This window comes from Pseudomonas sp. E141 (genome assembly GCF_052659885.1).
Window position 1 is genome coordinate 2,898,238 of record NZ_CP084024.1, and the last position, 24,910, is coordinate 2,923,147.

General features: G+C 59.8%; 24 protein-coding genes and 1 pseudogene. 16 read left to right on the top strand and 9 right to left on the bottom strand.

What is annotated here, in order from left to right; translation table 11 throughout:
* Positions 1-152: 152 nt before the first annotated feature.
* From GKKCFE_RS12895 to GKKCFE_RS12925, 7 genes are all read left to right on the top strand, one after another.
* Positions 153-3,080 (top strand): monovalent cation/H+ antiporter subunit A, encoded by a 2,928-nt coding sequence (locus GKKCFE_RS12895; RefSeq protein ID WP_322833942.1) that lies wholly within the window; start codon positions 153-155, stop codon positions 3,078-3,080.
* Positions 3,080-3,424 carry a Na+/H+ antiporter subunit C gene (locus tag GKKCFE_RS12900; protein ID WP_047225720.1) on the top strand — a complete coding sequence of 115 codons (345 nt, stop codon included), beginning with the start codon at positions 3,080-3,082 and terminating at the stop codon, positions 3,422-3,424. Before GKKCFE_RS12895 ends, GKKCFE_RS12900 begins: the two co-directional genes overlap by 1 nt.
* Positions 3,421-5,103, top strand: a complete 1,683-nt coding sequence (locus tag GKKCFE_RS12905) for a monovalent cation/H+ antiporter subunit D (RefSeq protein WP_445577948.1) — start codon at positions 3,421-3,423, stop codon at positions 5,101-5,103. Before GKKCFE_RS12900 ends, GKKCFE_RS12905 begins: the two co-directional genes overlap by 4 nt.
* Positions 5,100-5,588 (top strand): Na+/H+ antiporter subunit E, encoded by a 489-nt coding sequence (locus GKKCFE_RS12910; RefSeq protein WP_139049914.1) that lies wholly within the window; start codon positions 5,100-5,102, stop codon positions 5,586-5,588. The genes GKKCFE_RS12905 and GKKCFE_RS12910 overlap by 4 nt, the downstream gene beginning before the upstream one ends.
* Positions 5,585-5,863, top strand: coding sequence for a K+/H+ antiporter subunit F (locus GKKCFE_RS12915; protein ID WP_047225717.1), 279 nt, complete (start codon positions 5,585-5,587; stop codon positions 5,861-5,863). The genes GKKCFE_RS12910 and GKKCFE_RS12915 overlap by 4 nt, the downstream gene beginning before the upstream one ends.
* Positions 5,860-6,222 carry a Na+/H+ antiporter subunit G gene (locus GKKCFE_RS12920; protein WP_445577949.1) on the top strand — a complete coding sequence of 121 codons (363 nt, stop codon included), beginning with the start codon at positions 5,860-5,862 and terminating at the stop codon, positions 6,220-6,222. The genes GKKCFE_RS12915 and GKKCFE_RS12920 overlap by 4 nt, the downstream gene beginning before the upstream one ends.
* A 303-nt stretch (positions 6,223-6,525) precedes the next feature.
* A complete protein-coding gene (locus GKKCFE_RS12925; RefSeq protein WP_047225715.1) occupies positions 6,526-7,044 on the top strand; it encodes an AidA/PixA family protein in 519 nt (172 codons plus the stop codon).
* A 98-nt stretch (positions 7,045-7,142) separates the two neighbouring features.
* Here GKKCFE_RS12925 and GKKCFE_RS12930 read toward each other — a convergent pair whose 3' ends face one another.
* The 5 genes from GKKCFE_RS12930 to GKKCFE_RS12950 form a co-directional block, all read right to left on the bottom strand.
* Positions 7,143-7,367, bottom strand: coding sequence for a formate dehydrogenase subunit delta (locus GKKCFE_RS12930; RefSeq protein WP_076384381.1), 225 nt, complete (start codon positions 7,365-7,367; stop codon positions 7,143-7,145).
* Entirely contained in the window at positions 7,364-10,240 is a 2,877-nt protein-coding gene (gene fdhF / locus GKKCFE_RS12935; protein ID WP_445577950.1) for a formate dehydrogenase subunit alpha, read from the bottom strand. The genes GKKCFE_RS12930 and fdhF overlap by 4 nt, the downstream gene beginning before the upstream one ends.
* Complete coding sequence (locus tag GKKCFE_RS12940) at positions 10,237-11,796, bottom strand: formate dehydrogenase beta subunit (protein ID WP_139049911.1); 1,560 nt, start codon at positions 11,794-11,796, stop codon at positions 10,237-10,239. Before GKKCFE_RS12940 ends, fdhF begins: the two co-directional genes overlap by 4 nt.
* Positions 11,790-12,272 carry a formate dehydrogenase subunit gamma gene (locus GKKCFE_RS12945; protein ID WP_445577951.1) on the bottom strand — a complete coding sequence of 161 codons (483 nt, stop codon included), beginning with the start codon at positions 12,270-12,272 and terminating at the stop codon, positions 11,790-11,792. The genes GKKCFE_RS12940 and GKKCFE_RS12945 overlap by 7 nt, the downstream gene beginning before the upstream one ends.
* A 371-nt stretch (positions 12,273-12,643) precedes the next feature.
* Positions 12,644-13,570 carry a LysR family transcriptional regulator gene (locus GKKCFE_RS12950; RefSeq protein WP_047225710.1) on the bottom strand — a complete coding sequence of 309 codons (927 nt, stop codon included), beginning with the start codon at positions 13,568-13,570 and terminating at the stop codon, positions 12,644-12,646.
* Positions 13,571-13,812: 242 nt separating this feature from the next.
* Here GKKCFE_RS12950 and GKKCFE_RS12955 point away from each other — a divergent pair, with 242 nt between their 5' ends.
* From GKKCFE_RS12955 to GKKCFE_RS12975, 5 genes are all read left to right on the top strand, one after another.
* Positions 13,813-15,249 carry an NAD-dependent succinate-semialdehyde dehydrogenase gene (locus tag GKKCFE_RS12955; RefSeq protein WP_445577952.1) on the top strand — a complete coding sequence of 479 codons (1,437 nt, stop codon included), beginning with the start codon at positions 13,813-13,815 and terminating at the stop codon, positions 15,247-15,249.
* Positions 15,250-15,260: 11 nt separating this feature from the next.
* Entirely contained in the window at positions 15,261-15,599 is a 339-nt protein-coding gene (locus GKKCFE_RS12960; protein ID WP_445577953.1) for a carboxymuconolactone decarboxylase family protein, read from the top strand.
* Positions 15,596-16,597 (top strand): NAD(P)H-quinone oxidoreductase, encoded by a 1,002-nt coding sequence (locus GKKCFE_RS12965; RefSeq protein WP_445577954.1) that lies wholly within the window; start codon positions 15,596-15,598, stop codon positions 16,595-16,597. Before GKKCFE_RS12960 ends, GKKCFE_RS12965 begins: the two co-directional genes overlap by 4 nt.
* 306 nt (positions 16,598-16,903) lie before the next feature.
* Positions 16,904-17,713 (top strand): NYN domain-containing protein, encoded by an 810-nt coding sequence (locus tag GKKCFE_RS12970; RefSeq protein ID WP_107322332.1) that lies wholly within the window; start codon positions 16,904-16,906, stop codon positions 17,711-17,713.
* A 120-nt stretch (positions 17,714-17,833) separates the two neighbouring features.
* Entirely contained in the window at positions 17,834-18,400 is a 567-nt protein-coding gene (locus GKKCFE_RS12975; RefSeq protein WP_445577955.1) for a nucleotidyltransferase family protein, read from the top strand.
* 85 nt (positions 18,401-18,485) lie between these two features.
* Here GKKCFE_RS12975 and GKKCFE_RS12980 read toward each other — a convergent pair whose 3' ends face one another.
* A complete protein-coding gene (locus tag GKKCFE_RS12980; RefSeq protein WP_445577956.1) occupies positions 18,486-18,887 on the bottom strand; it encodes a GFA family protein in 402 nt (133 codons plus the stop codon).
* A 163-nt stretch (positions 18,888-19,050) separates the two neighbouring features.
* On the opposite strand from GKKCFE_RS12980, the pseudogene GKKCFE_RS12985 reads away from it, so the two are divergent.
* The 4 genes and pseudogenes from GKKCFE_RS12985 to GKKCFE_RS13000 all read left to right on the top strand — a co-directional run.
* A pseudogene (locus tag GKKCFE_RS12985) lies at positions 19,051-19,205 on the top strand (DUF6124 family protein); the annotation flags it as partial.
* 317 nt (positions 19,206-19,522) lie between these two features.
* Entirely contained in the window at positions 19,523-19,819 is a 297-nt protein-coding gene (locus GKKCFE_RS12990; RefSeq protein ID WP_047225704.1) for an ArsR/SmtB family transcription factor, read from the top strand.
* 55 nt (positions 19,820-19,874) lie between these two features.
* Positions 19,875-20,885, top strand: a complete 1,011-nt coding sequence (locus GKKCFE_RS12995) for a zinc-dependent alcohol dehydrogenase family protein (RefSeq protein WP_047225703.1) — start codon at positions 19,875-19,877, stop codon at positions 20,883-20,885.
* A gap of 6 nt (positions 20,886-20,891) precedes the next feature.
* Positions 20,892-21,113 (top strand): transposase domain-containing protein, encoded by a 222-nt coding sequence (locus GKKCFE_RS13000; protein ID WP_445577957.1) that lies wholly within the window; start codon positions 20,892-20,894, stop codon positions 21,111-21,113.
* Between the two features lie 73 nt (positions 21,114-21,186).
* Here GKKCFE_RS13000 and GKKCFE_RS13005 read toward each other — a convergent pair whose 3' ends face one another.
* The 3 genes from GKKCFE_RS13005 to GKKCFE_RS13015 are packed head-to-tail and all read right to left on the bottom strand — an operon-like array spanning position 21,187 to position 24,863.
* The gene (locus GKKCFE_RS13005) at positions 21,187-22,215 is read right to left on the bottom strand and encodes a DUF2955 domain-containing protein (protein ID WP_445577958.1); all 1,029 of its coding nucleotides are present in this window, start codon (positions 22,213-22,215) and stop codon (positions 21,187-21,189) included.
* Positions 22,205-23,344 (bottom strand): HlyD family secretion protein, encoded by a 1,140-nt coding sequence (locus tag GKKCFE_RS13010; RefSeq protein ID WP_445577959.1) that lies wholly within the window; start codon positions 23,342-23,344, stop codon positions 22,205-22,207. The genes GKKCFE_RS13005 and GKKCFE_RS13010 overlap by 11 nt, the downstream gene beginning before the upstream one ends.
* Positions 23,337-24,863 carry a TolC family protein gene (locus GKKCFE_RS13015; protein ID WP_445577960.1) on the bottom strand — a complete coding sequence of 509 codons (1,527 nt, stop codon included), beginning with the start codon at positions 24,861-24,863 and terminating at the stop codon, positions 23,337-23,339. The genes GKKCFE_RS13010 and GKKCFE_RS13015 overlap by 8 nt, the downstream gene beginning before the upstream one ends.
* Positions 24,864-24,910 lie beyond the last annotated feature (47 nt).

The window sequence follows — 24,910 nt, forward strand, 5'->3', positions numbered from 1 at the left end:
GTCTCTAGGAAGGTCGCCGTCTTCGGCGGCTCCTACCCCACGCAAAATAGGAAAACTCCACTGGCCTTGTAGGATTCTGCGACAGGCTGGCGGTTGGTGATCGGACGCTCGCCACGTATGATCCCTGACAAACTCCCGCCGAATAGAAGCCTATGTCACTGATAGTTCTATTGCTTTTGCCCTTCATCGGCAGCTGTGTCGCGGCGCTGCTGCCGCATAACGCCCGTAACGCCGAATCCTTGCTGGCAGGCCTCGTGGCCTTGGTCGGCACCGTTCAGGTGGCTTTGCTGTACCCGCAGATCGCCGACGGCGGTGTGATTCGTGAGGAGTATTTCTGGCTACCGAGCCTGGGCCTGAATGTCGTGCTGCGCCTGGACGGTTTCGCCTGGCTGTTCGCGATGCTGGTGCTGGGCATCGGCACGCTGGTGTCGCTGTATGCCCGCTACTACATGTCGCCGGACGATCCGGTGCCGCGTTTCTTTGCGTTTTTCCTGGCCTTCATGGGCGCCATGCTTGGCCTGGTGATTTCCGGCAACCTGATCCAGATGGTGTTTTTCTGGGAACTGACCAGCCTGTTCTCATTCCTGCTGATCGGCTATTGGCACCACCGCGCCGATGCCCGACGCGGAGCCTACATGGCCTTGATGGTGACCGGGGCCGGCGGGCTGTGCCTGTTGGCCGGCGTGATGATCCTCGGCCATGTGGTGGGCAGCTATGACCTGGACAAGGTCCTGGCTGCCGGCAACCTGATCCGTGACCACGCCCTCTACCCCATCCTGCTGCCGCTGATCCTGATCGGCGCGCTGAGCAAAAGCGCGCAGTTCCCTTTCCACTTCTGGCTTCCCCATGCCATGGCCGCGCCCACTCCGGTATCGGCGTATCTGCATTCGGCCACCATGGTCAAGGCCGGTGTATTCCTGCTGGCGCGGTTGTGGCCGTCGCTGTCGGGCAGTGAACAATGGTTCTACATCGTCGGCGGCGCCGGGGCCTGTACGTTGTTGCTGGGCGCCTACTGCGCGATGTTTCAGAACGATCTCAAGGGCCTGCTGGCCTACTCCACCATCAGCCATCTGGGGTTGATCACCCTGCTGCTGGGCCTCAACAGTCCGCTGGCGGCGGTGGCGGCGGTGTTTCATATTCTTAACCACGCCACCTTCAAAGCCTCGCTGTTCATGGCCGCCGGGATCATCGACCACGAAAGCGGCACCCGCGATATTCGAAGGCTCAGCGGCCTGGTGCGGCTGATTCCGTTCACCGCCACCCTGGCCATGGTCGCCAGCGCGGCGATGGCCGGGGTGCCGCTGCTCAACGGGTTCCTGTCCAAGGAAATGTTCTTCGCCGAAACCGTGTTTATCTCCGCCACGGCCTGGGTCGAGCTGGCGCTACCCATCATCGCCACCATTGCCGGGACTTTCAGCGTCGCCTACTCCCTGCGCTTTACCGTGGACGTGTTCTTCGGCCCCCCGGCCACCGACCTGCCCCATACCCCCCATGAACCGCCACGCTGGATGCGAGCACCGGTGGAGTTGCTGGTGTTCGCCTGTCTGCTGGTGGGCATTTTCCCGGCCCAGGTGGTCGGCTCGTTGCTGGCCGCCGCCGCATTGCCGGTGGTGGGCGGCCCGTTGCCCGAGTACAGCCTGGCGATCTGGCATGGCCTGAACGCGCCGATGATCATGAGCCTGGTGGCGATGTCCGGCGGCATCGTGCTTTATCTGCTGCTGCGCAATCAGTTCAAACTGGGCCACATCAAGCATCCACCGTTCATCGGCCGATTCAGCGGCAAGCGGCTGTTCGAGCGCTGCTTGGTGCTGATGATGCGCCAGGGCCGACGGCTGGAGCGCAAGATCAGCACCCGGCGCCTGCAAGCGCAGCTGTTCTGGCTGGTGCTGGCCGCCGTACTGGCCGGGCTGATCCCGATGCTCAACAGCACGCTGGTGTGGGGTGACCGGCCGAAGATCCCTGGCTCCATCGTATTCGTGACCCTGTGGCTGCTGGCAATTGCCTGCGCCCTGGGCGCGGCTTGGCAAGCCAAATATCACCGGCTCGCGGCCCTGACCATGGTCAGCGTCTGCGGCCTGATGACCTGCGTGACCTTCGTCTGGTTCTCGGCCCCCGATCTGGCCCTGACGCAACTGGCCGTGGAAGTGGTCACCACCGTGCTGATCCTGCTGGGCCTGCGCTGGTTGCCCCGGCGGATCGAGGATGCAGCGCCGCGACCCAACAGCGAACGACGCGCACGCATCCGTCGTCTGCGGGACTTGCTGCTGTCCATCGCCGTGGGTGGCGGCATGGCGCTGCTGTCCTACGCAATGCTGACCCGCCAGACACCCAACGATATTTCATCGTTTTACCTGAGCCGGGCCTTGCCCGAGGGCGGCGGCAGCAACGTGGTGAACGTGATGCTGGTGGATTTCCGTGGCTTCGACACCCTTGGCGAGGTCACGGTGCTGGTGGCGGTGGCTCTGGCGGTCTTCGCCCTGCTGCGACGTTTCCGGCCACCCAAGGAAAGCATGCAGCTACCGGCCCAACAGCGTCTGCTGGCACCCGATGTGGTCACCGATCTGGTCAACCCGCGCCACGCCAGTGATACCGCGCTGGGGTTCATGATGGTGCCGTCGGTGCTGGTGCGTTTGCTGCTGCCGATCTCCCTGGTGGTGTCGTTCTACCTGTTCATGCGCGGTCACAATCAACCCGGCGGCGGTTTTGTGGCCGGGCTGGTGATGTCGGTGGCGTTCATCCTGCAATACATGGTCGCCGGCACCCAATGGGTCGAAGCGCAGATGAGCCTGCGTCCGCTGCGCTGGATGGGCACGGGGCTGTTGTTCGCCACGGTCACGGGGCTTGGAGCGATGGCCGTGGGTTATCCATTCCTGACCACCCACACCTGGCATTTCGAGTTGCCGGTGCTGGGTGATATTCATTTGGCCAGCGCGCTGTTCTTCGACATCGGCGTCTACGCCGTGGTGGTCGGTTCGACCCTGTTGATTCTCACCGCTCTGGCTCACCAGTCGGTGCGGGCCCACAAGCCTGGCCTGCATCCAAAACCCATTGCACAACCGGTAGCGGGAGGCGCGGCCTGATGGAAGAAGTCATCGCAATAGCAATCGGCGTGCTGGCCGCCTCCGGGGTCTGGCTGGTGCTGCGGCCACGGACGTTCCAAGTGGTCATGGGCCTGTGCCTGCTGTCCTATGGCGTCAATCTGTTCATCTTCAGCATGGGCAGCCTGTTCATCGGCAAGGAACCGATCATCAAGGACGGCATACCCCAGGACCTGCTGCATTACACCGACCCGCTGCCCCAGGCGCTGGTTCTCACTGCGATTGTGATCAGCTTCGCCATGACCGCGCTGTTCCTGGTGGTCCTGCTGGCCTCCCGGGGCTTGACCGGCACGGACCATGTGGACGGTCGGGAGCCCAAGGAATGACGTTGACGCCTCATTTGATCGCCGCGCCGATCCTGCTGCCGCTTTTGACCGCTGCGCTGATGCTCATGCTGGGCGAGAAGCATCGCCCGCTCAAAGCGCGGATCAATCTGTTTTCCAGCCTGCTGGGCCTGGGCATCGCCATGCTGTTGTTGCATTGGACCCAGGACCAGGCCCTGCCCGCCTCCATCGGCGTGTACCTGCCGGGCAACTGGCAGGCGCCGTTCGGCATCGTATTGGTGGTCGATCGTCTGTCGGCGTTGATGCTGGTGTTGACCGGCATCATCGGCGTCAGTGCCTTGCTGTTCGCCACAGCCCGCTGGGATCGCGCCGGCGCGAGTTTCCATGCGCTGTTCCAGATCCAGTTGATGGGCCTCTACGGGGCCTTCCTGACCGCGGATCTGTTCAATCTGTTTGTGTTCTTCGAGGTGCTGCTGGCAGCGTCGTACGGTTTGATGCTGCACGGCTCGGGCCGGGCGCGGGTGTCGTCGGGGTTGCACTACATTTCCATCAACCTGCTGGCCTCCTCGCTGTTCCTGATCGGCGCGGCGCTGATCTATGGCGTCACCGGCACGTTGAACATGGCTGACCTGGCGTTGAAGGTGCCCCTGGTACCGGAAGCCGACCGGGGCTTGCTGCACGCCGGGGCGGGCATCCTGGCGGTGGCGTTCCTGGCCAAGGCCGGCATGTGGCCGCTGAACTTCTGGCTGGTGCCGGCCTACAGCGCCGCCAGTGCGCCGGTGGCGGCCCTGTTCGCGATCATGACCAAGGTGGGCGTCTACACGATCCTGCGCCTGTGGACGTTGCTGTTCTCCGGCCAGGCCGGTGCCTCGGCATATTTCGGCGGCGACTGGCTGATCTACGGCGGCATGGCGACGATCATCTGTGCCGCCATCGCCATTCTTGCGGCCCAGCGCCTGGAGCGCATGGCCAGCCTGAGTATCCTGGTGTCCGCCGGAATCCTGTTGTCGGCCATCGGCTTTGCCCAGCCAAACCTGGTGGGTGCGGCGCTGTTTTATCTGGTGAGCTCGACCCTGGCACTCTGTGCGTTGTTCTTGCTGGCCGAGCTGATCGAACGCTCGCGCTCGGCCAATGAACCGTCGCTGGAGGACGATCTCGATGTCCTGCCTCGGCCACTGGAATCCTTGCAACCGCCCAAGGGCATCAACCTCGATGACGAACAGAAAGCCGTCATCGGGCAAGTCATTCCCTGGACCATGGCCTTCCTCGGCTTGAGTTTCATCGCCTGCACGCTGTTGGTGGTGGGCATGCCGCCACTTTCGGGGTTCATCGGCAAGCTGGGGCTCATGAGCGCATTGCTCAATCCTCAGGGGTTTGGGGACAGTGTGGAACCGGTGTCGAACCAGGCGTGGGGCTTGTTGGCGCTGTTGATCCTGTCGGGGCTGGCGTCGTTGATCGCTTTCTCGCGCCTGGGTATCCAGCGTTTCTGGACGCCGCAAGAACGACCGTCCCCCTTGTTGCGACCTTCCGAATGCCTGCCGATCATCGTGCTGCTGGGGTTGGGCATCGCGCTGACCCTCAAGGCCGAGCCACTGCTGCGCTACACCCAGGAGGCGGCCGCCGGGCTGAACACCCCCGAACATTATGTGATGTCGGTGCTCGCTACCCGCCCCGTCCCCGGCCCGAAAGCGGACAGCGCACTGACAGAGGTGCAACCATGAAACGTCTGTTTCCTGCTCCGTGGTTGTCCCTGGCACTCTGGTTGCTCTGGCTGCTGTTGAACCTGTCCCTCAGTGCAGGGCATCTGCTGCTGGGAGCGGCACTGGGCGTGCTGGCACCTTTAATGATGCGCCCGTTGCGCCCCAGGCCCATCCATATTCGGCGGCCCTGGGCAGTGCTGCGGTTGTTCCTGCTGGTGGGTCGCGAAGTGCTGGTGTCCAATCTGGCCGTGGCCTGGAGTGTGATCAACGCTGGACACCGCCCACCTCGCTCGCGGTTCATCAAGGTGCCGCTGGACCTGCACGATGCCAATGGCCTGGCGGCGCTGTCGATGATCACCACGGTAATTCCCGGCACGGTCTGGTCGGAACTGGCCCTGGATCGCAGCGTCCTGCTACTGCACGTGTTCGATCTGGAAGACGAAGCGGCATTCATTACGCACTTCAAGACCACCTTCGAGCGGCCGCTGATGGAGATTTTCGAATGAGCCCATTGCTGTCCAACGCGATCCTGTTGAGCCTGTTCCTGTTCTCCCTGACGATGGTGCTGACCTTGCTGCGTCTGTTCAAGGGACCGTCAGCGCAAGACCGGGTACTGGCCCTGGACTATCTGTACATCGTGGCGATGCTGATGATGCTGGTGCTGGGCATTCGTTACGCCAGTGACACCTATTTCGAGGCGGCGCTGATGATCGCCCTGTTCGGCTTTGTCGGCTCGTTCGCCCTGGCCAAGTTCCTGTTGCGCGGCGAGGTGATTGAATGAGCAGCGAACTGTCGATGTGGGTCGAAATTCCCGTGGCGATCCTGCTGGTGCTCAGCAGCCTGTTCGCCCTGGCCGGAGCGATCGGCCTGGTGCGTTTGAAGGATTATTTCCAGCGCATGCACCCGCCGGCCCTGGCTTCGACATTGGGCGCCTGGTGCGTGGCGCTGGCCTCGATCATCTATTTTTCAGCGCTCAAGTCCGCGCCGGTTCTGCATGCCTGGCTGATACCGATCCTGCTGTCCATCACGGTACCGGTGACCACCCTGTTGCTGGCCCGCGCCGCGTTGTTTCGCAAACGCATGGCCGGGGATGACGTACCGGCGGAAGTCAGCAGCCGCAGGACCGAGCACGGCGGCTGACCAATTCCTGCGGCGTGTCCGTGGCGGCATTGAAGGCAAAGACAGACATGCGCTGTGCGCCTTCACCTACGCATGCCGCCAGAATTTCACCCGATGCATCTTACGAAAATGTCCGGTTCGGAACCGAATCAAGGACATGCCGCCGTCGCGCTTCGCTGCGCTTTTTCAGCGTCAAGAAATCGAAATTTGACTCCATAAAGCCGTCTTCTATCGTTCCCCCCGAGACCGCACCCAGGGACCGGGTGGCCCGGACGCCCTTTGAGGGCGCGGTCGTCGATGTCACTACGATCAAGGAGCAACAAAATGTCTGGAGCGACCCAAACAATTGATGTGCTTGTCACGATTGATGCCGATTACCTGATCGCCCATCCTGGCGATGTCGGCGGCGCAGTGGCCATGCTGGTGAGCCGCGATGCGGTCGACAAGCAAGCCAGCGGCAACACCGGCGAAGGTGGCGACGAGTTGTGGATCGACGTGAACCCCGGCGACAACATCCGCTGGCGCGCAACGACCCTGTCGCGCAACTTCGACCGCGTCGCACTGATCACCAACGTCCAGCAAGGCAATCCTCACCAGGGCGGTGATTACCCAGGTTCCATGTCGACCCCGATCTCCTACAACATCCCGAATATCCCGGTGCCGTACCTGGACAAGGGCGCCCCCCACGGCATCGCCAAAACTGACGTGACCTACACCTTCTGGCAGTCCACGGCCCTGAACGCAGGAAAACTCTGGTACACCGTTACCTTCGTTCTGCTGGACCGGAACCTGAACCAGATTGGTCCGAACTACAGCTGGGACCCCTACATCACTGTCAACTGACAGATCCCTGAGTTGACCACAGCCCTGATCGGTTTTGTCATACGTCTTCGACGATGAACCGGCCAGGGCTGTGCCCGTTCCCGCCATCGCAGGCCCCGCTAGACCGCCCCCTCTGTCGTTTCCGTCAGTGCCGCCAGCACCAAAGGATGCAGTACTGCGCCTGGATGCTCGGTTTGCCAAGCACTCAACTGGCGACGCATGGCCGGCGTCCAGAAGTTCTTCATGTGTTGGCGCACGCCGTTCACCGCCTGTGCGTGATCCGGTTCACTGGCGAAGTACTGCGCGATCTGGTTGGCCATCTTGATCAGGCTTTCGGAACTCATCGCCGCACCTCGGCTTTCTCGGCATGGCGACGCTCTCTGAGCAGACGTCCCTGTTCATCACTGAAGGCCTGGTAGCGCTTCTGCCATTCGGAAGGCTGGCTGACCCGCACGATCTCGACCGCCGTCACTTTGTATTCCGGGCAGTTGGTGGCCCAGTCGGAGTTGTCGGTGGTGATGACGTTGGCGCCCGATTCGGGGAAGTGGAAGGTGGTGTAGACCACCCCTGGCGCCACCCGCTCGGTGACTTTCGCACGCAGCACGGTCTGCCCGGCGCGACTGCCGATACCGACCCAGTCGCCCTCGACGATACCGCGGTTTTCGGCGTCAGTCGGATGAATTTCCAGCCGGTCTTCCTCGTGCCAGGCCACGTTGTCGGTGCGTCGGGTCTGGGCGCCGACGTTGTACTGGCTAAGGATCCGCCCGGTGGTCAGTAGCAACGGATAACGGCTGTTGACCTTCTCCTCGGTGGGTACATAGCCGGTGAGCATGAAGCGTCCCTTGCCACGCACGAACTGCTCGATGTGCATGGTCGGCGTGCCGTCGGGCGCGGCGTCGTTACACGGCCATTGCAGGCTGCCGTGACGATCCAGTTCGGCGTAGCTGACGCGGCTGAAGGTGGGGGTCAGGCGAGCGATCTCGTCCATGATCTGCGAAGGATGGTTGTAGTGCATCTTGTAGCCCAAGGCATCGGCCAGGGCCACGGTGGCTTCCCAGTCGGCCTTACCGGCCAGCGGTTCCATCACCTTGCGCACGCGGGAAATGCGGCGCTCGGCGTTGGTGAAGGTGCCGTCCTTCTCAAGGAACGAGCTGCCCGGCAGGAACACATGGGCGAACTTGGCCGTCTCGTTGAGGAAGATATCCTGCACCACCACGCATTCCATGGCCGACAGGGCCGCGGTCACGTGCTGGGTGTTCGGGTCGCTCTGGGCGATATCCTCGCCCTGGCAGTAAAGCGCCTTGAAGGTCCCGTCCAGGGCCGCTTCGAACATATTGGGAATGCGCAGCCCCGGATCGGGTTGCAGGGTCACGTTCCAGGCCTGTTCGAACTGGGCGCGTACCGTTTCGTTGGAAATGTGCCGATAGCCGGGCAGCTCGTGGGGGAAAGAACCCATGTCGCAGGAACCCTGGACGTTGTTCTGCCCGCGCAGCGGATTCACCCCAACCCCTTCACGGCCAATATTGCCGGTGACCATGGCCAGGTTGGCGATACCCATCACCGAGGTGCTGCCCTGACTGTGTTCGGTGACACCGAGGCCGTAGTAGATAGCGGCATTGTCAACGCTGGCGTACAGCCGCGCGGCGGCGCGGATCTGCTCGGCGGGCACGCCACACACCGGTCCGAGGACTTCGGGCGAGTTTTCCGGCTGACTGACGAACTCGCGCCACCGGGTGAAGTCCGCCGCCTCGCAGCGCTCCTCGACAAAAGGCTGGTTGACCAGCCCCTCAGTGACAATCACATGGGCCAGCGCATTGAGCATGGCCACGTTGGTCCCCGGACGCAGTTGCAAGTGCAGTTCGGCACGGGCATGGGGGGAGTCCACCAGATCGATACGACGCGGGTCGATGACGATCAGCCGCGCGCCCTGGCGCAAGCGACGCTTGAGCTGGGAGCCGAACACCGGGTGAGCGTCGGTAGGGTTGGCGCCCATCACCAGGATCACGTCGGCCTTCATCACCGAGTCGAAATTCTGGGTGCCGGCGGATTCGCCCAAGGTCTGCTTGAGGCCATAACCGGTGGGCGAATGGCAGACCCTGGCGCACGTGTCGACGTTGTTGTTGCCGAAAGCGGTGCGCACCAGTTTCTGCACCAGGTAGGTTTCTTCGTTGGTGCAGCGGCTGGAGGTGATGCCACCGATGGAGTCGCGCCCGTATTTGAGCTGGATACGCCGTAATTCGCTGGCCGCGTAGTTGACCGCCTCTTCCCAGCTGACTTCCTGCCACGGGTCGCTGATGTGCTTGCGGATCATCGGTTTGGTGATGCGGTCTGGGTGGGTGGCGTAACCCCAGGCGAAACGGCCCTTGACGCAGGAGTGCCCATGGTTGGCCTGGCCGTTCTTGTCCGGGACCATGCGCACCAGTTGCTCGCCTTTCATTTCGGCGCGGAAGGAGCAGCCTACACCGCAATAGGCACAGGTGGTGATGACGCTGCGCTCCGGCTGGCCGATCTCCACAACGCTCTTGTCGATCAGGGTCGCCGTCGGGCAGGCCTGGACACAGGCGCCGCAGGAGACGCATTCGGAGTCGAGGAAGTTGTCACCGCCGGCCGCCGCCACGCGGGAATCGAAGCCGCGTCCGGTGATGGTCAGGGCAAACGTGCCCTGGATTTCCTCACAGGCGCGCACACAACGGTTACAGACGATGCATTTGCTCGGGTCATACTCGAAATAAGGGTTGGAGACGTCCTTGGCTTCGGCCAGGTGATTGGCACCCTCGTAGCCGTAGCGCACCTCGCGCAGGCCCACCTGCCCCGCCACCGTCTGCAATTCACAGTTGCCGTTGGCGGCGCACGTCAGGCAGTCCAGCGGGTGATCGGAAATGTACATTTCCATCACGTTGCGCCGCAGATCGGCCAGTCTGGACGTTTGGGTGCGCACCACCATGCCTTGTGTCACCGGCGTGGTGCAGGAGGCCGGGTAGCCACGCATACCGTCGATCTCCACCAGGCACATGCGGCAGGAGCCGAAGGCTTCCAGGCTGTCGGTGGCGCAGAGCTTTGGAATGGTGGTGCCGAGCATGGCCGCCGCGCGCATCACCGAGGTGCCAGAGGCGACGCTGATTTCGCGGCCATCAATGGTCAGGCTGACCTGCACGTCGCTTTCACGTTCCGGGGTGCCAAGGTCGATATCGCTACTTGGGTCGAAGATATTGATCATTGGTCGGCCTCCGTGGTCGCCAGACCGAAGTCGGCGGGAAAATGCTTGAGGGCGCTGCCGACGGGAAAGGAAGTCATCCCACCCAGGGCGCAGAGCGAGCCGTACTGCATGGTGTCGCAAAGGTCTTGCAGCAGCAGCGCCTGCTCCTGGCGCGCAGCGGCATCGGTGCTGGCGATCAAGCGGTCCACCACTTCCACGCCACGGGTGGAACCGATCCGGCACGGCGTGCACTTGCCGCAGGATTCCTCGGCGCAGAACTGCAAGGCAAAACGGGCCATCCGGGCCATGTCCAGGCTGTCGTCGGCAACCACCACACCACCGTGGCCGAGCATGGCGCCCATGGCGGCGAATGCCTCGTAGTCCAGCGGCGTGTCGAACTGCGAAGGCGGCACCCAGGCACCCAACGGCCCGCCCACTTGCGCGGCCTTGAGCGGCCGACCACTGGCGGTACCGCCCCCATAACCTTCCACCAGCTCACGCAGGCTCAAACCGAAGGCGCGCTCTACCAGGCCGCCGTGACGGATGTTGCCCGCCAGTTGAAAAGGCATCGTGCCCAAGGAACGGCCCATGCCGAAATCACGGTAAAACTGTGCGCCCTTCTCCAGGATCACGGGCACCGAGGCCAGAGTCAGCACGTTGTGGACCAGTGTCGGCAGCCCGAACAAACCTTGCAGCGCCGGCAATGGCGGTTTGGCGCGAACGGTGCCGCGCTTGCCCTCCAGCGATTCCAGCAGGGCGGTTTCCTCACCACAGATGTAAGCCCCCGCGCCCACCCGGACTTCCAGCTCGAACGCGCGACCGCTGCCGCCCACGTTCGTCCCCAGATAACCCGCCTGGCGAGCGATGCCCAGGGCAGCATTGAGGGTGGCTACCGCGTCCGGGTATTCCGAACGCACGTAGATGTAGCCCATGGTCGCGCCGACAGCGATGCCCGCGATAATCATGCCTTCGATCAAAAGGAACGGATCGCCCTCCATCAGCATGCGGTCGGCAAACGTGCCGGAGTCGCCCTCATCGGCGTTACACACCACATACTTCTGTGCGCCTACCGCATCTCGAACGGTGCGCCACTTGATGCCCGCCGGGAACGCCGCGCCACCGCGGCCGCGCAGGCCGGAATCGAGCACGCTGGCGACCACGTCGGCGCCGTCCATCTGGATCGCCCGCGCAAGCCCGAGAAAACCACCTTGGGCACGGTAATCGTCCAGGGATAGCGGTTGAGTGATGCCGGCACGCGCAAACAGCAGACGCTGCTGGCTTTTGAGGTACGGGATTTCCTCGACCAGCCCCAAGGCCAACGGATGACTGGCGGGATCTCCTGCAAGGGCATCAAGCAGGCTCGGCACGTCTTGCGGCGTGATCGGGCCAAAGCCCAGCCGGCCCTCGGCGGTTTCAAGCTCCAGCATTGGCTCCAACCAATAGAGCCCACGGGAGCTGGTGCGGCGCAGTTCAAGCGGCAGTTGTCGACGCTCGGCTTCACTCACCAGCGCCACGGCGACCTTGTCCGCCCCCACGGCACGGGCCACTGAATCACGGGGGATACAGAGCTTCAGCATGCGCCCTCCTCCAGACAACCCTTCACCAGCTCGCGCAAGCGCTCGGGGGTTAACCGTGCATGCAGCTCGCCGTCCAGTTCCAGAGCAGGTGAACAGACGCAGGCACCCAGGCAATAGACGGGACGCAGGCTGATGCTGCCATCGGCACTGGTGCCATGGTCATCCAGCGCCAATTGCTCACGCAACTGCGCAGCCAGGCCCTCGGCCCCCATGCTCTGGCAGGACTCGGCCCGGCACAGACGCAGCGTGTGGCGCGCCGGCGGCGAGGTACGGAAGTCGTGGTAGAAGCTGATTACGCCGCGCACTTCAGCTTGGCTGAGGTTCAAGGCATGGGCAATCTCCGGGACGGCGACGTCGGGAACGTACCCGCAGCCTTCCTGGATGGCGTGGAGAATCGGCAGCAAGGCACCGGGAGTGTCCTTTTCGCGCTGCAACACGCTATGAATCAGAGGCAGGTGAAGCGTCTCATCAGGCATAAACGTACCTCGGCATCTCGAACGATACCGCCGCAACGCGACGACCGTCCGGAGTCTTGGCTGCGGTGCCGGGCCACGTCACGGACGCGTGGCTGATCCAGTCACCATTCTCGCTCTCCGGCCAAGTGTCTAGGCGCACCAGGTCCGGGGCATCGTTACAGCTTGCCACTCCCGGGGGGCGGCGATTGCACACAGACGACTTAACGTGTCCTGAAAGCGACTTGAGCCGGGAGGCGGTCAGCCCTCATAGCTTAATTCACTATTGGGTATTGGCCAGCCGATGCTACCGGTGGTGTTTTTTGGGGGGCTACATATCCTTGCGCTTAGGCGAGTTGCTCGAATGTTGTCTTGTCGAGGTGAAAATACTGATGTCAATGGATGAGCTCCTGAGCGGTGGCTGCCAATTGACGACCAACCCGATCCTTTAACGTGTCGATGAAGCGGGTGATTTTTGCATCGACAAACTGTCGTGAGTTGTAGATGGCATAGACGTTGCGCTCATACGTATGGAAGTCAGGCAGAACCCGCACCAGCTTCCCGGAGCGCAAATCCTCGACGGCCGTAAACCCGGCCAGCAACCCAATTCCAGCCCCCTCCCGAATAGCCACCGCCATCGCATCCATATCGTTCACGCTGAAACTTGGCCCGGCAGGGACAAATGTCGCGTCGCCCGCCTTGCTCTTCAGTTGCCACTCATCCCTGACATAGTCCACGGTGCCCAGCAGCAGACACTGGTGATCATCGAGATCCTTCGGCGTCACGGGCGGCGCATGTCGAGCCAGATAGTCTGGTGACGCCACCAGAACGCAATGGCTGACACCGATCTTTTGGCTGACATACGCCGAATCAGGCAGCGTTCGGGCAATCAGAATCGAGACATCGAGCTGGTCTTCAAGCAGGTTAGGCATACGCTGGGAAAGCAATAGATCCACAGTGACATCCGGAAAATGTTTGCGGTATTCCAGCACGGCCCCCGTGACCAGATGCCGAGCCAGTCCAGGTACACAATGCACACGGAGTGTTCCCCTGGGCTGCAAGGCCGCGTTGCTTGCTTCGGCTTCCGCACTCTCAAGATCAGCCAGAATTTTCGTGCACCGCTCATAGAACCGCCGCCCCGCATCAGTGACCGACAGGCGCCGGGTCGAGCGCTGCAACAGACGCGCATCGAGCACATTTTCGAGCGCAGAAACAGCACGCGATACGTTACCTACTGTGGAGTCCAGATGATTTGCCACGGCAGTGAAACTGCCCATCTCGACAACCTTTATGTAGACCGACATGTTCGAAAGCTTATCCATTGCGACCTTCCTTCAGATCTGACGCATACCCGTGACAACACGCATTTTTCCATGATGCTACACGCTCGGCCCGATGCTCGATATTACCTCTGCTGACAACAATGATTCCCTCTGGGCCGACTAAATCAACGGTGTCGCCTTCCATAGACTTGGTTGCACAGGCCGCCTCAACAGGCCTGCGGCAAAGCCACTCAGGCGCCGAGCGTCATACCAAACCCTGACAACCAAATGAAGGCCACATCATGAACACTCCCTACGACCCGCTTTATCTTTTCATCGGTGGTGAATGGATCAGTGACCAAGGGCGCGACACTGCTGCTGTCGTTAACCCGGCAACCGGACGGATGATCGGGCGCGTCCCCCTCGCCACCGCAGGTGACCTTGATAACGCCCTTGAGGTGGCTCGACTGAGCTTCGAACAATGGCGCCAGACCGTACCTGACAAACGCGCAAAAATCCTCAAGCGGGCCGCCGACCTGATCATTGAACGAGCACCGCACATCGCCGCGCAAATGACACTGGAAGAAGGCAAGCCGCTGGGTGAAAGCATGGATGAAGTGATACGTGCGGCGGAATACTTCGAGTGGTTCGCCGAGAGTGCCCGGCGTATTGATGGCCGCGTGGTACCCGCCAACCGTCCTGGCGTACTGCAACTGGTCAAACGCCAGGCCATCGGCCCAGTGGCAGCGTTCACACCCTGGAACTTCCCGGCCATTACTCCAGCCCGCAAGCTCTCGGCAGCCTTGGCCGCCGGGTGCAGCGTTATCCTCAAGCCAGGTGAAGAAAGTCCTTCCACAGCGCTGGCCCTGGCTCGTGCGCTCGACGACGCAGGCTTGCCCAAAGGGGTGCTGCAGGTGGTCTTCGGCGTACCGGATCAAGTGTCCAGCCATCTGATCGCCTCACCGATCATTCGCAAAGTCACCTTTACCGGCTCAGTGCCCATCGGTCGCCTGCTATCTGCCCGAGCTGCCGAAGGCGTTAAGCCCATCACCCTTGAGTTGGGTGGGCACGGCCCCGTGCTCGTATTCGAAGATGCAGATATTGAAAAGGCTGCAACCGAAGGTGTCGCGAATCGGTTTCGCGGGACCGGACAGGTGTGCATTTCATCCACTCGTTTTCTGATCCAGCGCGGTGCCTATCAAGCTTTTGTCGATCATTTTGTCGCTGCAACCAAAGCCCTGAGAATCGGTGATGGCCTGCATCCAGACACTCAAGTGGGCCCTTTGGCCAACCCAAGGCAATTGGCAAAGATGGAAGAACTGGTGGCCGATGCCGTCGAGAAAGGTGCTCGGGTATTGGTCGGGGGCGAAGCCTTGTCACGTGAAGGCTTCTTCTTCCAGCCCACCGTTCTGGCGGATGTGCCGCTGAACGCCCGAGTCATGCACGAAGAACCCTTTGGCCCGATCGCAGTGCTGATGCCGTTCGATGAATTGGCGGATGGACTGAAAGAAGCGAACCGCCTGCCCTACGGGCTCTCAGCGTACGCATTCACATCCAGTGCGCGAACCGCGATTGACGTCGCTGACGGATTGGAGGCCGGAATGATCGGGATCAACCAATACCGCATCGTCGCCACCGAGCTTCCGTTCGGCGGCATGAAAGAAAGCGGTCATGGCTCGGAAGGCGGCATTGAAGGCATCGAGCACTATCTGACCCACAAATTCATCAGCCAGGTTTAAGGGTAATTCCCATGTCCAAGATCAATTTCAGCAGTCCCCGCGAAGCGGCGCGCGCATTCACTCCCAAGTTGTCGCAGTTCGTCGACTCAACGCTTTATCCGCAGATCTGGAGCGATCCGGCATTGTCCCCCCGCGACCGCAGCCTGATCACCGTGGCCGCATTGATCGCCGGGAGCCACTCGGAAGAATTGCCCGCTCATTTACGCCGGGCGGTGGGCAATGGCGTTAACCATGACGAAATTGCAGCGGCGATCACGCACCTGGCTTTCTACGTGGGATTCCCTGGCGCCATTACCGCGTCTGCTATCGCCAACGCCACGTTTACCGAATCGGAGAACAACCAAGCATGAAAGCCATCAACATCAGAGAATTTGGTGCCGCAGACGTTCTGGAACTCGCAGAGGTTGCCACTCCTGAAGTGCGTCCTACCGACCTGCTAGTGCGTGTCTATGCCGCGGGGGTAAACCGTGCGGATCTGACTCATCGAACGGGTGGCTATGGCCATCCTAATTTCGGTGACTCCCCGATCATCGGGCTGGAGATCGCCGGAGAGGTGATCGATGCAGGCAGTGAGGTGATCGGATTTGAGGTGGGTGATCGAGTGATGGGCGTTGTTGGAGGCGGCGCCTATGCCGAACTGGCTCGAATCGACTACCGCATGGCCATGCACATCCCTGCCCAGCTGGACTATGTGCACGCGGCAGCAATTCCGGAGGTCTTCGTCACCGCCCATGAAGCGATGATGCATCTGGCTCGGCTCAAGGCCAGCGACTCGGTGCTGATTCACGCTGCTGCTGGAGGCGTTGGGTCTGCCGCCGTGCAGCTGGCTTACGCCACAGGCGCCACGGTGTATGCGACAACTGAAGGCAGCAAGTTGTCTCGCGTCGAACACTTGGGGGCAGATGTCGCGATTGACTATAAGACACAGAACTTCGCCGAAGTCATTGCCGATAAAACCAACGGTCGAGGCGTCGATATCGTCATCGACTTCGTCGGCGAGCCCTACTTCGCACGCAACGTCGCGTCCCTTGCGCATGGCGGCCGCCTGATTCAGGTTGGCATCCTCGGCGGTGGCGGCAAAGTAACTATAGAGCTGGAGCATATCCTCTACCGTCACTTGCAAATCATTGGCACGGTCATGAAGTCCCGCACGCAGCCGGAGAAGCACGACATGATCAGGCGCTTCCGTGAGCATTGGCTTGATCGCTTCGATGGTGCTGCAAGCCTCGAGCCTGTCGTTGACAGCACGTTCCCCCTATCACGGGCCGCCGATGCACATCGCCGGATGGAATCTTGCAAGAACGTCGGGAAAATCATTCTGACCATGCAGCCTGAAGACTTGGTTTGAGTCTGGCGTCTTGCGATAGAACTGAAACGGTGCCCCTGGTGGGCACCCTTCAGGATGAAAAACCATCTTCACAGGACTAGGCCCGTTGTTCCATGGTTTCTCAGGTACTACGGTCGTATTCGCCTTCTCAGTAACTCGGATAACAGCATCAGCATCCCGGACTCCTGATTACCCGGCTCATTTCCTGGCCCATAGGTTTCCCCTGTTGTCGCAGCCGCCCACTGTTTCATGCCCTCTGGCAGCGGCGCCCCTTTTGTTCGTCGTTGCTTTAACGGTATGTTTAAGTCCTCAACTCGAGGACGACCTATGGCCATCCACGCACCCACCGTCACGCAAAAACACTTGGCAGTGTTAATCGACGCCGACAACGCCGCCGCGGCAATTGTTGAAGGTTTATTCGAAGAAATCGCCAAGTATGGTGTCGCCAACGTCAAGCGTATCTATGGCGACTGGACTGGCCCTCAGTTGGGCGGATGGAAAAAGGTGCTGCTCGACCATTCGATTCAGCCTATTCAACAGTTCGCGTATACCAAAGGTAAGAACGCAACAGACAGTGCGTTGATCATCGACGCAATGGACCTGCTATACACCCGCCGCTTCGACGGTTTCTGCCTGGTCTCGAGCGACAGTGACTTCACCCGACTCGCATCGCGGTTACGAGAGGAAGGTTTGACGGTCTACGGGTTTGGTGAAGAAAAAACCCCGAGGCCGTTCGTGTCGGCCTGCGACAAGTTTATCTATACCGAATTGTTGCGCGGTGAAGCGCTTGTTGCTGCAAGCAATGGACATGATCGCCCCGAACCCGAGCCACTCGCCGAAATTGAGACCGTTAATGTCGCCAGTACGCCCGAGGCGAAAAAACTACCCAAGGCACCCGTAAGTTTTATTGCAAAGATATTGGATGACATTGCCGACGAGGATGGCTGGGTTCACCTGGGTGCGCTGGGCACCAACATCAGCAAATTGAGACCTGAATTCGACCCTCGCACCCATGGTTATAAAAAGCTCAGTGAACTGATCAAGGGGTATCCGGATACGTTTGAACTGCAAGCTAGGGGAACGTCCGGAGTGGGTGGTTCAATTCTCTATGCCCGGCATCGACAGCCCGGTTTGTAGCCCCGTCACCAATGACCGCTCTTGGCCCAGAGTGTGTGGAAACGCCGTCATTGGAGAAATTTTACCAAGCGATGATGTATTGCCGGTCGCCAGCACTAGATCGATTCCAAAGGGACGAAAATGACATTGACTGTCGAAAGGTTGGTCAGGATAGCAATGGCCAATCCAATAAATGCGGAAATCACCTCACGCCTACCTTCACTCGGTTTGAATCAATGCATGCTCACTGCAGGCTGCCTGTTCCAAGCCGTCTGGAATCATCAGTCACAGCTGCCGCCCGCCTGGGGGGTGAAGGATTACGACGTTTTTTACTTCGACAGTGATCTGTCCTGGGACGCTGAGAATGAGGTCATCACCTCAGCTCAGCGTCTCTTCCAAGACCTTGGAGTGAACGTTGAGATCAAGAATCAGGCTCGCGTTCACCTGTGGTACCGCCAGCGGTTTGGAGCGGACTATCCCCAGCTTCAGTCGGCTAAAGATGGAGTTGATCGCTACCTGGTTTCGGGTACCTGCATTGGTTTGGATATAGAAACTGGCGAAGTTTATGCCCCCAACGGCCTGGCCGACACCGAGCAAGGTCTCCTTCGCATCAACCCAAAGAATCCCAAGCCAGATCTGTTCGATCAGAAGGCGAAAAGTTATCAGGCTCGCTGGCCTTGGCTCAGGATCGTAGAAACCCAAAGTTGAATCGGAGCGCTTGGCCTATCCCGGCCAAGCAAAAGGCGCATACCCTCTCACCTTCCCAGCGTGAGACATATCGATATTGATGACTTTACTGGCTGCCCAAGCGTTCCTGCGACAGTGTGTACCAAGGAGCTGCGCTATCGAAATGAACGTCTTTCTGCTTTTGAGGCAGAAAAGGCGTATCGAGGGTACCCAGTGCTACCGAAACCCAGCAGGCAAACTCCCCTTGAGATCGAGACCAGAACAACGTCGAACCGCACTGCACGCAGAACTCCCGTAATACCGTCCGTGAAGATGCATAGGTTTTGATGCTGGTGGCGCCACTGAGTATTCGAAGCGCGTTACGCGGAACGCTGCCGTAGGAAGCAAACGCTGCTCCGTGACTTTTGCGACACTGGCTGCAGTAACAATGACTCACTGCTTTCGGTGGGGCGAGTAGTTCATAACTGACGGCTGCGCACAGGCAGCTTCCTTGGTAAACCTCTGGCATAAGTTCATCCGTGCCGGTGAAAAACGTCAGCGTAACTGTCCAGGCCTAGTCAGTCGACAGGCCATTTCTGAACAGAGATCACCCGGCTTACGACAGCAGCGTCTCCGAGCGTCGTCAAGCTTTCGCCACGAAATGTACGCGCTCCTGGGAGCATGGTTCGTTGCTTAGCGAGACCCTGGCCTCAGCCGATGCAATGGTTAGCGACCTGGCTTCGAGCTGGATGGTTCACGACGTCACGCTGCCCTCGGCATTCAGCACCTGATCGAACTGAGTGCGTTGCTGGCGAACCTGGTGTTGGATAACGTGGATCCGCGATAGCGGGTAAGCATCCTGCCAATAAAACAAACCCGGAATCTTGTGTCGGGTTTGTTTTATTTTGTCTTACTGTCGCTCCGCTCAAACTTCGAGTGAAAAACAGCGAGAACCGTTGATTGCGAGAGGCGGCTTGCGGCTAGAAGCAGTCGTTCAGGCATAGACCGGGGATGTCTACCGGAGCGGGGTAGTCCAAGCAGTCATTCAATGCGTCTACAAATAGCGGGGTCGATTCAGCTGGATGCGTTTTTGATTTCAACCCTTTGCGCGGGAGCATAGATTACTTATTGAACATTTCGTAAAAAAGCGTAGCATTGCCGCCCATGATACTCGAACAGCTCAAAGCCCTGGGCAATGACACTCGCATGCAAATGATGGAGTGGCTCAAAGACCCACTCAGTAATTTCCCCCCTCAGGATCATGGCGATCCTGCGATAGGCGTTTGCGTCACCCATTTGCAGCACAAGGCCGGGCTTTCACCTTCTACGGCGTCTGCACATTTAGCTATCTTGCAACGTGCAGGCTTCGTCCTGACCACCCGCATCGGAAAATGGACTTACTACCGGCGCAATGAGCAGGCGATTAATGACTTTGCGGCTAGGCTGATCATCGAATTGTAATTTTTAAACATTCATTTCGTTATTTCGCGTAATGAGAAAGCATGAGGGAACCCCTATGAGCAGCAAAACTATCTTCGTTGAACCTGGTGGCGGCTATGAAAAGGTTGTGGTTGGCAGCAGCGAAGTCCGAGCCGCAGCGCGTGGCGAAATCACCGTCCGTCTTCATGCAAACTCGCTCAACTACCACGACTTCGCGGTGGTCAGCGGTATGTGGGGCCCTAGCGAAAAACGCATCCCCATGGCCGATGGTGCAGGTGAAGTCATTGCTGTCGGCCCAGATGTCACTGAATTCAAGGTAGGTGACTCGGTCGTCAGCACTTTCTTCCCGGAATGGATCAACGGTACGCCACTGGTTGAAGGCTTTGTCAGCGTGCCAGGTGATGGCATTGACGGCTACGCTCGTGAGCAAGTAACGGCCAACGCCACATCGTTCACCCTCGCGCCTATTGGCTACAGCCATGCTGAAGCGTCGACGCTTACCACCGCTGGCCTGACTGCATGGCGCGCCCTGATGGCCGATGACTCACTCAAGCCGGGCGACACCGTGCTCGTCCAAGGCACTGGTGGCGTTTCAATTTTCGCCCTGCAGTTCGCTAAAATGGCCGGCGCTACCGTTATTGCGACCTCTTCAAGCGACGAAAAACTTGAACGTCTGAAAGCGCTAGGCGCTGATCATGTGATCAATTACCGCAAAGACCTCAACTGGGGTGAAACTGCACGCGCGCTAACGGGTGGCCGTGGTGTTGACCACATCATCGAAGTCGGCGGCCCTGCGACGCTTGAGCAATCGATGAGTGCCATTCGGGTTGCTGGTCACATCTCCGTCATCGGCATATTGAGTGGCGTAAGCGGTGCAATGAATTTTGTACCGGCACTGATCAAGCAAGTGCGTCTGCAGGGTGTATTGGTGGGTAGCCGCAGCCAGCAGCAGGACATGATCCGAGCCATCAATGCTAATGGCATGCGCCCGATTATTGATCGTCATTTCCCTATGAGCGAGATTGTCGAAGCGTTCAAGTATCAGGAAACCAACCAGCATTTCGGCAAAATTTGCCTGGATATCTAAGCACGCATGCATGGGCATGATCCGTATGCCTATCTCATAGATGTGCTGCCACGGCTGCCGACGCAGCGCACGAGAGAGATTGGCCCCTTGCTGCCTGTCACAGCCGGCAGCAGGGGGTCCAGGCTGTGTGAAAACACCGCCGAGCAGTTCAAGACCTGCGGTTTAAAACAGTATGAGTCGATAGTGGACTTTCACGACCGGCAGTCTGCATCGCCCCAAAGTGAGTAAACGCTTTTGCCACCCTTTCCCCTGATTTCTGAGGATTTCACCGCAAGAATCGCCCCTGAAGCGTTTCATCCAATCAGATTAATTCTTGAGCCCGCCCTGGTTGTCGCTGATCCAGAATATGCACCATCAGGCAGGCATACAGCGTCACGAGAATGAACAGTCCCATGCGCACGGCAAACGCCGTGTAGACGTCCTTGCCTGCAATACTGTCTTGAACCGACTGGCCCAGCAGAATAATCAGGGTGATCAGGCTGTTGAGCCAGAACCCTGGGCTTAACCGTGTAGGGCTTAGCCCATATAGCTTGCGCGCCAGCATGAGGCCGAACAGCAGCATCCAAAGGAAGAACATCCATAGATGTACAAAGAGGCTCAGTGCACACCAGAACAATACCGCCAGCAGGCCTCCCAACAAGGTCGAGCCAATCAATTCTCGAGCGGCATTACGCGACGTCGTTGTGGAGCTCTGCTGACCCAGGCTGACCGCTTTCAAGACAATGGGCAGGTAAGTGGCCGGATCAATCAGGGCCACCAGAAACGCTGGTAATACAATCAGCGCTGCCCGTAGCGCAACCCTGTCGACGTCTTCCGCCCGCAAGGCCGGGGCCGCAGGTGGTGACGGAGTATTGGCTGACTCGGGAAACAGCCAATGACTTATCGCCAGCACGATGACAGCGAGGATCAAGCCTTTAACCAATGCACCGATGATCATCATCGCCAAGTCAAAATCGACGAAGCCAGCTGACGAGATCATGGTCAGGCCGATCACCAGAAACGTGACGATCAGGTTATTGCCGCCACGCAGACCCGATCGAAAAACCAGGAACAGGCTCACGCCGACCAGGAGAACGCCGCTGAACGGGTAGTAGCGCAGGATTGGGATAAGCAATAGGCCTACACCGGTGGTCAACATCGCGACCAGGGCCAGTGTCAGTCCAGCCTTGAGTTGCAACGGACGATTGAGGGTGGAAATCAAAAGTACCGCAAGCACGGGCGCGATAAAGGGAATCGGCAAGGCTACGCCGAAGCTGACCGCAAGGCACAGCGCGGTGCCTGTAGCCAGGCGCAACGCCCGCTGAGTCCTCGGCGTCCGCTTAGTAGACATAAGACAGCCAACTCATCAGCCTCAGAAATATGCGGCCCAGTGGATTCAGCGGGTTGCCTTGAGAGGGGAAAGCCATGACCTCGGCTTGGCCACCGGCACGTATCGCGCGAGTGTCACGCAGCCTGGCCATTGAATCCTCGGAAAATTCGATGATCACCGGAAAACGCTGTGCCGGACGAAGCCAGTCCCGGCTGTTCTGCACAGTTGGCAATGTACCGGGCGCTGTCGTCGGACCCACGCTGACGCCGTAGCCGACACTGCGTACACGCCCGTCGAACACTTCGCCTGGCAATGCATCCAGGACGATCGCCACCGGTGTCTGGGGCTTGACCAGACCGAGGTTGTTTTCGGTCATGTCTGCGCTGATCCACACATCATGGATGGCGATCAGGGTCATGACTGGGCTGCCGATGGCTGCGAACTGCCCCGCGTCGGTGCGTAGATCGGTGATCAAACCTGCCGAACGTGCGCGAATCTGTGTATTAGCCAGGTCCAGTTCTGCTTTCGACAACGCGGTGGCGGCGCTGCGCAGCAAAGCGTTGTTTTCCGCACTGCCACCTTCTTGCTCGCGCGCGCGCTGGACCTCGGCACGGGCGGCGGCGACCTGGCTGACCGCTTGTTGGTAGTTGGCGCGAGATACTTCGAGCAAGCGTACGGAAATGGTGCCTGGGTCTTCGCGGTACAAACTCTCGAGCCGCTGGTTGTCCTGCCGCGCCTTGAGTTCATTCGCCTGGGCCGCTCGCAAATTGGCTTGTGCCGCGGCTATGCCGGCGGTGCTGGCACCGATCTGTCGGCGGGTGGACTCAAGATCTGCATGCGCACGGTCGACGGCAATCTGATATGGCTGAGGATCCACTTCGAACAGCACGTCTCCCGCCTTGACGTCCTGATTGTTACGCACGTTGACGCGGATGACTCGACCAGCCACTTCCGCAGCCACCGGTATCACAAAAGCACCGACTCGAGCCTGTTGCGTATAAGGCGTGAAGCGGTCCGCCAACAAGTACCAGACCAGACTCAGTGTGATCAAGATCAGTACCCACTTGATGCCTTTTGAGCCGGATTCAACTGGCGGTTCTGGCGCCTCGGGGGAAGAGGCATCGGTGGAAGACTGCGCGGCTTCACTCATGATTGTTGACCTTTTTCGGTTCCGCTGCTGAAGGCTCATCCAGCAAGTTGCCCCAGTCCGTGCGCCCTTCCATTTGCTGGCGGGTGGCAGGGGCGACTTTCGGTTGGCCGCTGTACCAACCGCCGCCCAACGCTTTGTATAGGGCAATCACATTGCTGACGGCATTGCTTCGGCTGACCAGGTAATTGTCCTGTTGCTCCAGCAGTGCGCGTTGCGAGTCAAGCACTCGCTGGAAGTCTGAATACCCTTCCCGATACAGGGCGTTGGCCAGCACCAGTGACCGCTTGGCGGCGACTTCGGCCTCGCGCAGGATTGCTTCGCGCTCCAGGGACTTGATCAGTCCATTGGCTGCGTCATCTGCCTCGCGTGCCGCTTGGCGCACCTTTTCGCGGTACCCTTCGATCAGTTGCTGCAACCGCGCATCCTGCACGCGCACGTTGTTACTGATCTGGCCGTGATCGAACAGATTCCAGCGCAGACTCGGGCCACCGATCAGGTCCAGACTCCTGGGGGTGCCATTGAGCGTATCAGTCGTCCAAACGATGCTGCCCAGCAAGGTCAGCGACGGATAGAAATCGGTTTCGGCCACGCCGATCAGGGCCGACTGGGCCGCGACATTGAGTTCAGCGGCACGCACGTCGGGCCTGCGCAGCAGCAGGTTGGCCGGTACATCCTGCAGCACGGTACGGTCCACCAGCGGAATCCATCCTTCATTTTCGACCAGTTGCGGCAGAGCGCCGGGCGGCCGTCCAATCAGTACCGCCAAAGAATTACGGGTACGCAGAACCTGATCCTCGAAGTTGGGGATGGTACTGAGGGTGCCCAGGTATTGGGTTCTGGCTTGTTGCAAGTCGAGCTCTGCATTCTGGCCGCTCTTGAACAGCTTCTCGGTTATCTCGAAGTTACGCTTTTGCTGTTTGGCGTTTTCCTTGGCCACGCGCAAACGTGCTTCGGTGGTACGCAGCGAAAAGTAAGTACTGGCCAGTTGGGCGCGTAGCAGAACCAGCCCGTCTTCGAAATTGGCCTGGGCGGCGAAGTAACTGGCATCGGATGATTCAATGGCGCGACTGAAGCGCCCCCAGAAGTCCAGTTCCCAACCAATGTCGAACCCCGCACTGTATTGCCAGAAATGACTGTTTTGCGGACTACTTCCGCCGGATTGCTGACGGTTGAAGTACAGACTGTCGGCGCTGGCTTGCTGCAGTTGTGGGTAACGCCCGCTTTGGGCAATACCCAGCTGGGCCCGTGCCTCAATCACCCGCAGACCGGCAACTTTAAGGTCTGAATTGTTGGCATCCGCCTCGGCAATCAGACGATTGAGGACCGGGTCGCCGAAAACTTGCCACCATTGACGAAAGTCCGGGGCCCGGCTGCGTTGGCTGACTTGCTCAAGGGCAGGAGTTGTCCAGTGTCCTGGCCACGCCTCCCTCGGTGACTGAAAGTCTGGCCCCAGGCGCACGCAGCCGCTCAAGCCGAGCACTCCAAACACTAGCAGTTGGCCCGATCGCGTCAGATGCATGCGTTTTTTCCAGTCAAGGAAGATTACAGGAGCATAGACGCCCTGAT

Excerpts from the sequence above, each read along its gene's own strand:
- GKKCFE_RS12990 (WP_047225704.1), top strand. The coding sequence starts at position 19,523 with ATGATACTCGAACAGCTCAAAGCCCTGGGCAATGACACTCGCATGCAA.
- GKKCFE_RS12910 (WP_139049914.1), top strand. The coding sequence starts at position 5,100 with ATGAAACGTCTGTTTCCTGCTCCGTGGTTGTCCCTGGCACTCTGGTTG.
- GKKCFE_RS12965 (WP_445577954.1), top strand. The coding sequence starts at position 15,596 with ATGAAAGCCATCAACATCAGAGAATTTGGTGCCGCAGACGTTCTGGAA.
- GKKCFE_RS12895 (WP_322833942.1), top strand. The coding sequence starts at position 153 with ATGTCACTGATAGTTCTATTGCTTTTGCCCTTCATCGGCAGCTGTGTC.
- GKKCFE_RS12945 (WP_445577951.1), bottom strand. The coding sequence starts at position 12,272 with ATGCCTGATGAGACGCTTCACCTGCCTCTGATTCATAGCGTGTTGCAG.
- GKKCFE_RS13005 (WP_445577958.1), bottom strand. The coding sequence starts at position 22,215 with ATGTCTACTAAGCGGACGCCGAGGACTCAGCGGGCGTTGCGCCTGGCT.
- GKKCFE_RS12970 (WP_107322332.1), top strand. The coding sequence starts at position 16,904 with ATGGCCATCCACGCACCCACCGTCACGCAAAAACACTTGGCAGTGTTA.
- GKKCFE_RS12955 (WP_445577952.1), top strand. The coding sequence starts at position 13,813 with ATGAACACTCCCTACGACCCGCTTTATCTTTTCATCGGTGGTGAATGG.
- GKKCFE_RS12930 (WP_076384381.1), bottom strand. The coding sequence starts at position 7,367 with ATGAGTTCCGAAAGCCTGATCAAGATGGCCAACCAGATCGCGCAGTAC.
- GKKCFE_RS13015 (WP_445577960.1), bottom strand. The coding sequence starts at position 24,863 with ATGCATCTGACGCGATCGGGCCAACTGCTAGTGTTTGGAGTGCTCGGC.
- GKKCFE_RS13010 (WP_445577959.1), bottom strand. The coding sequence starts at position 23,344 with ATGAGTGAAGCCGCGCAGTCTTCCACCGATGCCTCTTCCCCCGAGGCG.
- GKKCFE_RS12905 (WP_445577948.1), top strand. The coding sequence starts at position 3,421 with ATGACGTTGACGCCTCATTTGATCGCCGCGCCGATCCTGCTGCCGCTT.
- GKKCFE_RS12980 (WP_445577956.1), bottom strand. The coding sequence starts at position 18,887 with ATGCCAGAGGTTTACCAAGGAAGCTGCCTGTGCGCAGCCGTCAGTTAT.
- GKKCFE_RS12925 (WP_047225715.1), top strand. The coding sequence starts at position 6,526 with ATGTCTGGAGCGACCCAAACAATTGATGTGCTTGTCACGATTGATGCC.
- fdhF (WP_445577950.1), bottom strand. The coding sequence starts at position 10,240 with ATGATCAATATCTTCGACCCAAGTAGCGATATCGACCTTGGCACCCCG.
- GKKCFE_RS12940 (WP_139049911.1), bottom strand. The coding sequence starts at position 11,796 with ATGCTGAAGCTCTGTATCCCCCGTGATTCAGTGGCCCGTGCCGTGGGG.
- GKKCFE_RS13000 (WP_445577957.1), top strand. The coding sequence starts at position 20,892 with ATGCATGGGCATGATCCGTATGCCTATCTCATAGATGTGCTGCCACGG.
- GKKCFE_RS12915 (WP_047225717.1), top strand. The coding sequence starts at position 5,585 with ATGAGCCCATTGCTGTCCAACGCGATCCTGTTGAGCCTGTTCCTGTTC.
- GKKCFE_RS12950 (WP_047225710.1), bottom strand. The coding sequence starts at position 13,570 with ATGGATAAGCTTTCGAACATGTCGGTCTACATAAAGGTTGTCGAGATG.
- GKKCFE_RS12920 (WP_445577949.1), top strand. The coding sequence starts at position 5,860 with ATGAGCAGCGAACTGTCGATGTGGGTCGAAATTCCCGTGGCGATCCTG.
- GKKCFE_RS12960 (WP_445577953.1), top strand. The coding sequence starts at position 15,261 with ATGTCCAAGATCAATTTCAGCAGTCCCCGCGAAGCGGCGCGCGCATTC.
- GKKCFE_RS12900 (WP_047225720.1), top strand. The coding sequence starts at position 3,080 with ATGGAAGAAGTCATCGCAATAGCAATCGGCGTGCTGGCCGCCTCCGGG.
- GKKCFE_RS12975 (WP_445577955.1), top strand. The coding sequence starts at position 17,834 with ATGACATTGACTGTCGAAAGGTTGGTCAGGATAGCAATGGCCAATCCA.
- GKKCFE_RS12995 (WP_047225703.1), top strand. The coding sequence starts at position 19,875 with ATGAGCAGCAAAACTATCTTCGTTGAACCTGGTGGCGGCTATGAAAAG.